Genomic DNA, 9,142 nt, shown 5'->3' on the forward strand with positions numbered 1-9,142 from the left:
GTTACCGTTATCCGTAAGGTCGGACTTGTTTATTGTCTGGGGCGTGCCATCCTCGTTCGTATAGGTGATGGTACCGTCATTGTTGTCAATCAGGTTCGTTACCGTCTCCGTAATCGCGGCCAAATCGGCTATCGCCTCTTGCACCGTAGTCTCGTCGTTGCCGTCTCCGTCAACATCAAGTACCCCGTTCAGGGCAACCTCGGTGGCGTCTTGGTCATCGGTGCCCACAAAGGTGATCGCGGCGCCATCCCCATTGTCAAAGGTGAAGGTACCGTTACCGTTATCGGTAAGGTCCGACTTGTTTATTGTCTGGGGCGTGCCATCCTCGTTCGTATAGGTAATGGTGCCATCATTGTTGTCAACCAGGTTCGTCACCGTCTCGGTGATCGCGGCCAAATCGGCTATCGCCTCCTGTACTGTCGTCTCATCGTTGCCGTCTCCATCAACGTCAAGGGCCCCGTTCAGGGCAACCTCGGTGGCGTCTTGATTGTCTGTATCCACTATAGCAGCTATAGCCGCCAATGCCACGGAAAATGTATTTGTATCACTATCCGTAATGACCAAACTGTTGGTCCCTGAATCAATATCAAAAGAAGTGATTGTCGTATTGGTATCTGAAAAGGTATCACTCAAACTACTTAAATCTACATTTACACTACCGCCATTCTCGAGGTCTAAGGTCAATTGATTCGTAGCGTCATTAAATGTAAATCCGGTTAGCTGTTGGTCATCGGTTGCTGTCAACTCCCAAGAATCACCATCCCAATAAAAAATAGTTCCGCTGGTCGTATTAACATAAATATCCCCCGTATCAGCACCCGTTGGCATTGTAGCACCTGGTGAGGAGACATCCGTTCCCCTTAAAACCTCGCAATTACATTGGTCTTGTAAGGTTACAGTAGTTTGTGAGAACCCCATTAGGGCCGTAAAAAGAAAAAGTAATAAGCTTAAACTTTTTCCCATGGTTAGTTTTTTATTAAACATCGTAGGCATATGCTTTGAGTTTGAATTTTGCAAACTTTGATTCAATCGATTAATTTCAATTTTATGTATATCTACACCCTACAAAATTAGTCTTATGACCAGCGGAGTAAAATAATTGTTGTGTATGCCTCTAATCACAAGGTATAGTTCTATAAAAATGAGGTGAGTTCATGTAGTTGGAATGTATTTTATCGATGAAATCAGTAATACCAACTGCTTTGCTTTATTTAAAAAGATATGGTTAGTAAGGTTTAATCTAGTCAGGTATGCTAATCCTTATTGACCCGATAGGTAATTCTACGATTGGTTATTACGGTATTGACCCTTAAGGTCAATAGTACGGCATCGGAATTTATGGGACTGCAGGAAACGGTTGTAGAATTTGAAAGCAATACCCTGAACAAATATCCATTCTTATCCACATCCGGGGCTATCACGGTCAAAGATGATGTTTGGGTACCACTGTATTCAGTACCATCAACTATATCTGAATAATTGACACCGTTATCCGTACTTACCTGCCATTGATAGGTATCGGCATTAATCCCATTCACATTAAAGCTACCATTATTACCAACAAATACCGTTTGGGCGGTAGGCTGGGTAGCTATTTGTACCGAAGATACCGTTATCGTTTGTGTGACATTGATACTGTTGCCAGATCCGTCCGTTACACTATATGTCCTGGTAATGATTTCAGGATTAGAACCCCCATCACTTACATCACTTATAAAACTTACTGTTGGGGTAAGATCACAATTATCGGTCTCATCCGTAACTACTAAAGGGTCGGGTGTTGGTATATCCGAGGTACAGAAAACTGAAATTGGTGATGGATTACTTGCCGTAGGAGCTTGGTTGTCTTCAACGGTAACATCGAAACTACAGCTGACCATATTGCCCAAGGCATCGGTAACCTCATAGGTATTTGTAGTAACTCCAAAGGGGAAACTTGAACCGGAAGCAAGGCCAGAAACTTGTAAAATGGATGGATTTATAACCGTAGAACAGCTACTGGATGCCAAATACAGTCCTGGAAGATAGAGATTGTCTACATATGCCCTTCTATTGTTGTTGCCGTTGGACTTAAAATCAAATCGCAACCTATAATTTCCACTAAAGTTAATAGGAATGCTGACCGTCTGTACATTGGCGTCAACATACGTATAGTTATAGAAATCAGGTGTTATTACCGTACCGGATTCGTCTATCAAATTAATTGAAAGTCGATGATCGTTCGCAAAAGCAGTAAGCCTATGGTCAAATTTAAGTTCACCTGAACCATAGAAATAAATTAAAGGTGTGGTCAGTTGATTTGTCGCAGTATTTGTAATGACCCCTGTACGCATAGCACCTGAACCTGATATCGCTCCGGAGCCTGTAACTACGGTACCGGCAAAAATCCAGCACTCTCCCTGCAACACGCTTCTGTTGGCCACATCAAAGTCTTCAAATATGGGACAATCATCCGTAGCTTCCACGATGGGATAATTTACTATTGCCGTGCACGTTCCTGCATCAGCACTTACGGTTACATCAGCAGGGCAGTTTGTAATCACGGGTGCATTCGTATCTGCAACCGTCAGTGTGGTCACTGCAGATGCAATTGCACCACAAACAAAACTCGAATTGGATACTATAACACGATATTGATTTCCATTTTCTGAAATGGGCACCCTAGACAACTGCAAGGTATTCGTGGCCGTACCAGAATAGATTCCGGTATCACCTAAATCCGCCCAAGTGGAACCATTGAAAAGCTGCCATTGGTAATCATCTACATTAGAAGCTGTTACACTAAACGAAACATCACTGTTAGGACAAATGGATTCGAACTGTGGTTGGGTCGTAATAACTGGTGAGACACCAATCTCCAGAAAATCCGCCGTACCACTGAAATCTTGATCTACGGGTATTTGATATGATGCTGCCGAGACTGTTCCATCAGTGTTAACAGCTGGGTTTCCTGTTCCGTACCGACCATTGTTATCTAAATCCGTATTCGCGTCGCCATAGGCCTCATCGGCATCACTACAACCATCGCCATCACTATCGGTATCCAAACAATCAATGATACCATCTTTATCGGTATCCCTTTGGGCCGTCCAGACTATTGCATTCACTAGAAGGTCTTCACCTGCACTATTGAAGCCTCTGGTATGGGGCACAATAACCCTTCTACCAAGTGCAACTCCCGTCTCAAGTGCATCGCCAACATCCCATATCGTTATTGCCGCTTCGTTGTTATTCGGATTGGTCCCTAAGGTCGTTCCTGAAGTGATTCCATTTCCATGAAAATCAGCATCACCAATATCGTAATTCCCTAATATAAGCCCACTTGTGATGGGATGTGTATTGTCGGTTATATTGACGAATGAAGTCCCAGAATTACCACCGGTCACCCCGCCTAGAATTTCGTCATGTAACGCATTTTCACTGGTGATGACACCCATAGTCGTCGTGGCGATATTGGCGATATTCGAAAAAGCAGTATTGCTATTTACCCTTTCAAAAAGAAAGGTAGCCGCATAATTATTGGCGTCTTGACCGCTCGCACCATCATCAACCACTGTTACTGTGTATCCTAAAGCCGTTAATTTGTCGATAGTATTTTGCTCTTCAGTGTTCGGTGTGTTTTGGGTCACCCATAAAATGGACATCCCGTTGGGGCATTCCACTGAATCCAATATCCCATCATTATCATCATCCAAGTCAACACTATCGAATACACTATCGCCATCAGAATCCGGTTGTGCGGAAACCGTAACAAAAACAGTACCCATATCCTGACCTGAAGAAAAGGAACATATGGGGTTATCGCCCAGCGTATAGGTGAATGAAGTGGTGCCCACGAAATTACCTGGATTATAGGTAACGGTGCCATCAGCGTTCAACACGGCACTACCATTTGCCGGTTGTGTAATTGCAATGACCTCTAAAGTACCGTTTTCGGGATCGGTATCCACGCCATTGCCATTATCTACCAAAGGGTCAAAAGTAGTACTTACCATTTGACTGGTGCTGATGATATCATCTTGTGCAATGGGATCAAGATTGGTTACATCTGGAAGTATATCGATTAGATTTATGCTTCCATTATTAAAATCTGAAGGGGTAAGCTGCGAACGTACCACAATCCTACCCGATGACGTTCTCGGAAAACCAACCTCAAGTACTATCGGGGTGTTGGGACCTCCTGGCAAGCCAAAATGAATTATTCCCGATTCTTGGGTGCCATGACCAAAGCCACCATTCACCTCACGGGTACCAGAAATGACATTGCCGCCACAATCCAGAATTTTAACGGTTGCCCCAATACCAAAACGCTCTTCGGCACCGGTCAATCCAAAACTATCCCTATCTTCCTTAATATCTATAAACAAATGGTCCGCCCTTGCAGTGGCACCGAGATTGTTAATGTACAATGCGTTAGTTCCATTTCTATTCTGATATAGATCTAAATCCCCATCATTATCAATATCGATAAAGGTGCTGCCTTCCCCTCTGTTATTAAAAGATAGGCCAGAATCCGTAAAATTCAAGCCACTACCATTATTCAGGTATAACCCACTGACATTGTTACCTGTCAGGAAGATATCCAAATCACCATCATTGTCCACATCACCGAAGGCAAGGCCTTCAATTTGGCCACTAAAACTTATGGGGATGCCCGTAGCACTTCCCATAGGCGTCCAAGTTCCGTCGCCATTGTTCCTATGAATTTGATTATCACCATTTTCCGTCCAGAACAAATCAAAATCGCCATCATTGTCCAAATCCCCAAAAGCTACAGCCCCTTTATTTCCGTTATTGGCATCGTCTATATCTGTTCCATCTTGAAAGGTCCCCCCAATATTGGTAAATAAATCTACCTGATTGCGTTTCCGAACCACGATATCTACCCATCCATCATCATTAAAGTCAGTAGCTGAACCGTAATCCCCGTCCGTTGCATCCTGTACCAAACCCAACGGCCATGTCGTCGCATCGTTAACATCATATGGTGGATTGGGACTGTCGGCTTTACGGGTGACATGGGTGAAAAAACCGTTCCCATCATTTTGAAGAATATCAATTCCGAAATTATGGTTGTCAATGAAAATATCCAAGTCCCCATCCCCATCATAATCCAAAGCTCCAGCTCCCTCCGCATTTAGACCATCGGTCAACGATGTAAAACGTTGACTGGGTACCGTGCCGCCCATACCATCACCAAATCTATTTGTCGCGGGGTCTTGCAAGAAAATTCGAATATCATTGTTGTCATTTCTAAAAATATCAGGATAGCCATCATTATTGAAATCTACAAAAAGTGCGGTTCTTTCCAAATCCCCTCCGCTAAAGTCAGGTGCTAAAGTGCTTGTCACATCAGTAAAGGTTCCACCATCATTACGCATTAGATATCCGCTGCCGTTCGTGTTGATGACCAAATCAAAATCGCCATCCAAGTCATAATCGGCCCAAGCATGACCACCATCTTTGTTACCACCAATATTCAAGTTATACGCCGCGGCACTTTCGGTAAATGTGGTTTGCGATAACACGGCATTGGGTAGAACACATACCAATGCCGTTATTAAGGGATAAAGAATTTTTCGTTTTGGAAACAAAACCTTGCTTTTAATAAAGTGATTTTAACCGCAAGGTCATACAGTGGAATGCAACACCAAAGTATTTGTTGTGAAGTGACTTTTGACCGTTATAAATACCCAAAAATCAGTGGCCAAAAATATTTCAAACATTATAATTATTTGATTTGTAATTTGTTACCTACTTCTATTTTCATATTTCCATAGGTTATTCCACGGTTTAAATTATTGTACTTTCATTGCAAACCTTAGAATGAAGGCGTTTCTGAAGTAGTATGAAAGCTCCTATTCAAGGATAATGAATTCTGAACGTCGATTCAACTGATGTTTTTCCTTTGAACAGGATACCCCATTACCACACTCGTTGAGCAATCTTTCTTCCCCAAAGCCCTCACCGGCCAATCTTTCAGCCGAAATGCCCTTGGCTATCATATACTGAACCGTGGCCTCTGCCCTTTTCTTAGAGAGCCAAAGATTGTAGGCATCATTGCCCCTGCTATCCGTATGAGCGTTTATTTTTATTTTTAAACTCGGATATTTTTCCATCGCCACAATCACTTTTTGAATTTCAAGTTCAGCGTCTGGCCTAATATCGTATTTATTCAAATCAAAATAAATCGTACTCAACTGTAATAGTTTGGCCAAATCATCACCAAAACCACCGCTTACCACATCACGTTCTAGATAGAAGTCGACTATTTGTGGTTTGCCATAAGATTTTGCCAAGTATTCTTCTGAAGGTACGTAGCCTTCCATCAAAGCACGAACAAAATTACCTTTGTTACAATCTAAATTCAACCTATATTCCCCCTTTGCATCCGTGATGGTCGAAGAAACTTCTTGATTCCCTTCATCAATTATCTTGACCGTCGCCCCTACCAAAATCTCGTTGGAAATCCTATCCCTTACCGTGCCCGTGACATCCTGCAAACAATCGAGATTAATAGGTTCTTTTTCCAAAAAACCATAAATATCATCTTCCCCCATGCCATCCAAGCGATTTGAAGCAAAATAACCCGTTGCGCTTTTTTCGTCCATTATAAATGAAAAATCATCGTATGCCGTATTGATAGGCCTACCTACATTAACAATAGGTTGATCGTATTCATCAAAAGCTATTTTAGTGGCAAAAACATCAAGACCACCAAGACCTGGATGTCCATCTGAAGAAAAATAGAGTACATCGGAATCCGTTACAAAAGGAAATGTTTCCCTAGCCGCGGTGTTTATTGTTTTCCCTAAGTTAACAGGGGCACTAAAGGTGCCATCCCCGATAATCTGGACTTTAAAAATATCGGATTCCCCCAAAGTTCCGGGCATATCAGATGCAAAATACAATACCTTTTCATCTGGACTTAGTGCTGGATGCGCTACTGAATAGCTGTCACTATTAAATGGTAATTCGATGATGTTCGTCCATTCCCCGTCAATCCATGTGGCTTGATATATTTTTAGGCGAATCGTGCCATTTTCATCTTTGTATTTTTTTCCATCCAAAAAGTTATTTCTGGTGAAATACATAGTATTACCATCATTGGTAACAATCGATGTGGATTCATGCAGTCTCGTATTCACGTCGCCTTGAATTTTCAGAACTGGGTTTTCAATAGTAGTATCGTTCTTGACCGAGAATAAATCCAAAAAGTCCTTTGCATTCCAGGTGTGTCGGTATCTTGCGAAATTTCCGGTGTCCCTATCCGATGAAAAAATTAGGCCATCTTCATAAAAAGCTGGGGCAAAATCAGAGTATCTTGAATTATAAGGAAACTGCTCTAGGTCATATCTACCTGAGTTCTCTTCAATCTGTTTTAAGTAATCCACCACTTGAAGTCCATTATCCGCGGTCATTTCTGAGAACCGTTTCATAATCTCATCGGAATTCTCGTACTCGCCCAATGTTTTTAATGTCTGAGCGTATCTGAATAAATAATCTGGGGTAATAACGGAGTCATACTTCTCAATAAGTGCTTTATATATAGGTGCTGCTTCTTTATACTCTGCATTGTAATAATAAGAATTACCCAATCGTTTCAATAAATCAGCCGACTCAAACCCTTTTTCATAAACTTTCTTATAAATATCTATTGCAGGTTTAAAAGAGTATTCCTCATATTTTTTGTTAGCTCTTTCTAAAATGCGTTCTTGCGAAAAAGACGAACCATACATTCCGAAGATCAATGCAGAAAAGAGAAGTGTTTTTTTGAACATTACTTATTTTTTTAGAAAAAACGAGGTGATACGGTACGTTGGAACCTTCTAAGAAGTTCAAATCTTAAGAAAACCTCAAATGAACCATCATTAAATTGGGTTGCGCCCAGTTCCGTAATTTCCCTATCATATGCAATACCCAACATGAATTGGTCGGTCAACTGAAACCCTGCCAATGCGCTTACGGCAGCATCCCATCGGTAAGCGGCCCCAAAACTAAATTTGTCGTTAAACAAGAAATTTGCGGATAAATCTACTTGTAATGGAGCTCCGTTAACAGCTTTGGTCAAAATCGCAGGTTTAAACTTAAAATTTGCATTTAAATCAAAAACATAACCCGCGATCAGAAAGTAGTTCACACGTTCGACGGATAACAAGTTCTGACCGTTATTATCAAAGGCTTCGTTGTTGATTAAATCAGGCGCTGATAAGCCCAAGTAAAATTTATCGGTGTGATAATACAGGCCTACTCCAAAATTAGGGTTGAATTCACTGATGTTTGGTTGATTTGCGATAGGCTGATTCTGTCCTTCTTCATTAAAATTACGTAGGTTATTGAAGTCTAAATTTAAAAAGCTTCCACTGACATTCAAACCAAAGGACAATTTTGCTTCACGGGCCACATTGACAGTATATGAAACCGTTCCATCCAATGCTGTTTCTTGCACAACGCCGTCACCTATATTATCATTAATCAGTGATATACCATAGCCTACCCTACTTTCACGTATAGGGGAATGCACATTTACCGTTAAAGTTTGAGGAGCCCCTGGGAGCCCTATCCACTGAGATCGATACAAACTTGCAGCGGTAAATTGCCCCCTTGAGCCAGCATATGCCGGATTAACACTAATCGTGTTAAACATATATTGGGTAAACTGTGCTTCTTGCTGGCCAGTTACCGATACGCAACAAAAAAATAACAATATTGAATAAACCCTAATATCAAAATAGTGTAATCGCATTTTTTTTTATTTGCTATTGATGTAAAAATAATCACTATCCGTAATCATGTTACCTTGTTCGTTCTCATATTCAAAGATATAATAATATACTCCTGCAGGTAGAAAATCATTTACCGCTAAAGTTGAACGACCGGTAGACCTTCCATTAAAGACATTGTTTATATTATTATAGTTTTCCCCTTCATAGACCAAAACCCCCCATCTATTATAGATTCTCATTCTGTTATTTGGAACGCGCTCTACATTGAGAATAAACAAAAAGGTATTGGTGGTACCGTTAAGATCGATATACTGATTAACTATAATCTCATCGGTATCTGGATTCTGATCTGGATCTAGGTAATCGGGCGTGCCGTCATCGTCGGTATCGTCGTTGGTGGGGTCGCCGTCACCGTC

4 protein-coding genes and 1 pseudogene are annotated in these 9,142 nt (G+C 41.4%); all 5 read right to left on the reverse strand.

Annotated features, from left to right (window positions below):
- Positions 1-963: pseudogene (locus tag AACM45_RS20005) on the reverse strand (hypothetical protein); the annotation flags it as partial.
- Between the two features lie 290 nt (positions 964-1,253).
- Positions 1,254-5,594 (reverse strand): FG-GAP-like repeat-containing protein, encoded by a 4,341-nt coding sequence (locus AACM45_RS20010; protein ID WP_339144957.1) that lies wholly within the window; start codon positions 5,592-5,594, stop codon positions 1,254-1,256.
- 264 nt (positions 5,595-5,858) lie between these two features.
- Positions 5,859-7,781, reverse strand: coding sequence for an OmpA family protein (locus tag AACM45_RS20015; RefSeq protein WP_339144959.1), 1,923 nt, complete (start codon positions 7,779-7,781; stop codon positions 5,859-5,861).
- 11 nt (positions 7,782-7,792) lie between these two features.
- Positions 7,793-8,746 (reverse strand): PorP/SprF family type IX secretion system membrane protein, encoded by a 954-nt coding sequence (locus AACM45_RS20020; RefSeq protein WP_339144961.1) that lies wholly within the window; start codon positions 8,744-8,746, stop codon positions 7,793-7,795.
- Positions 8,747-8,752: 6 nt separating this feature from the next.
- Positions 8,753-9,142: T9SS type B sorting domain-containing protein (locus tag AACM45_RS20025; protein ID WP_339144963.1), on the reverse strand; the 390-nt coding region annotated here is incomplete at its 5' end.

It is taken from the genome of Croceitalea sp. MTPC5 (assembly GCF_036985505.1).
In the GTDB taxonomy this organism is placed as follows: domain Bacteria; phylum Bacteroidota; class Bacteroidia; order Flavobacteriales; family Flavobacteriaceae; genus Croceitalea.